The 1,617-nt window shown below is 30.4% G+C and carries 2 protein-coding genes; both read right to left on the bottom strand.

All coding sequences use genetic code 11. The annotated features are described in order from the left end of the window. Positions 1-498 precede the first annotated feature (498 nt). Positions 499-768, bottom strand: coding sequence for a hypothetical protein (locus AB3X49_RS22675; RefSeq protein WP_367964887.1), 270 nt, complete (start codon positions 766-768; stop codon positions 499-501). 114 nt (positions 769-882) lie between these two features. Further along, positions 883-1,455: a tyrosine-type recombinase/integrase gene (locus AB3X49_RS22670; protein WP_367964885.1), complete on the bottom strand. Its 573-nt coding sequence runs from the start codon at positions 1,453-1,455 to the stop codon at positions 883-885. Positions 1,456-1,617 lie beyond the last annotated feature (162 nt).

Genomic DNA, 1,617 nt, shown 5'->3' with positions numbered 1-1,617 from the left:
ATGGTATACATATATATTGCAACATTTGTTGGATACCTTGCTATTTCTATTGACAAATGTTGCATGGAGACATGTTGTGTTTTTTTGTGTTTTTTCATCTATTTTTGTTGATATATCAGTTTTTTTGAGGTTTTATTTACTGACACATAATCTTTTTATATAAAATAAATGATATTTAGTTATTTTTAAACTTAAAAAATATAAAATACAAAAGATCACTTTTTTAAGTGATCTTTTATACCTGAATGGGTTTAACTAGTAAGAAGGTTGGTGTGTACTAGTTAAGCTGTTAGAGTGTAAACAGCTCAAAAGAGGTATACAACATAATAAGTTGTATACCTTTTCTTATGCTTGATTTAGGTTCTTTATACCAAAATGTATAAAAAGGGTTTTTGTTTATAGAAATTAAAGTTTTTTTCATTATGCAATAGTTGAGTGGTATTTTGTTATTGTATAGTGAAATTGCGTAGGTAGAAGCATGTAGTTAAATCAAAGAAATTAAAACCAACTCCAACAATTTCTTTTTTTTCTACAGCAAGTACAAGATTCTTTTTCTTTTTTGTTAGTATCACAACAATCTGGATATCCAGGATCTATAACTTCATGTATCGTTTTTTCCTCATAAACATGACGCGGAACATATTGTATATGTTCTCTGTTAATATGAATAACAGGATGAACATATGTTACTTCTTTTTCTACATATGTGTCTTTAATGATATATTCAGGGTCACAATAAATACGTTCATTACATTTGTTTTGATCCACTTATATTCCCCCCTTTATTTATAGCTATAGTATTCAATACAGACTAAATTTTGTTTGTACGTTTGTCCTGTCTTGTATAGAAAATTTTGGGGGAGAAGAAGGATGTTGTGTAGTTTAAATATGGAATGTATCTAGTATATTGTCTTTTTCTTCTTTATTGATTCCAATGTAAGTTAATGTGATTTGGGGTGTGCTGTGATTAAGAATTTCTTGTAACATGGCTACGTCTTTTGTTTGTCTATAGAACCAATAGCCGAAGGTTTTTCGCATAGTGTGGGTTCCAATAGATTCTACACTGGCAAAATCTCCGGCTTTTTGCAATTGTCGATAAGCTTGGATCTTACTAATGGGCTGAGCTCCTTTTCGGGAAGGGAATAACCAGGTATTTTCTAGGGTTTGGGCATACGAATAGACTTCATCAAAAATAGAAGTAAGATTAATCATGCGTTCTTTCTTCGTTTTTCCTTCTTTGATTTTAAATTCTTTTCTTTTTTTCTGTTTTAACTTTACTATGATTTGTGTTTCAATTTGGAGTAGATCGCTGACACGTAATCCTGTATTGATTCCAATTAGAAAGAGAATATAGTCTCTTTCTGAACAGTGGCGTTTGAGAGCCCATTTCATATCTTCGATCTGTTCTTTGCTACGGATGGGTTGAACATCAATAAGATGTGGCTTTTTATTCATGGATTTATGACCTCTTTATTTATAATGTTTTGAATGTAAACTTTTGTTGTGTATTTTAAGGATATCAGGGGATTTGATAATAAGTCAATGTTTAAGGGTATTTGAAAGTAAACTAATATCTAAAAGTTTACATTCAAATTTGCTGTGGATATGGTGACCTCA

Source organism: Bacillus sp. C30 (assembly GCF_040838255.1).
In the GTDB taxonomy this organism is placed as follows: domain Bacteria; phylum Bacillota; class Bacilli; order Bacillales; family Bacillaceae_G; genus Bacillus_A; species Bacillus_A mycoides.
Note: the sequence above shows the minus strand (reverse complement) of the source record. Positions and strands in the feature narration are given on the sequence as shown.

What these genes read in the sequence shown, in the direction of transcription:
- AB3X49_RS22670 (WP_367964885.1), bottom strand. Translation starts at nt 1,455, where the DNA reads ATGAATAAAAAGCCACATCTTATTGATGTTCAACCCATCCGTAGCAAA.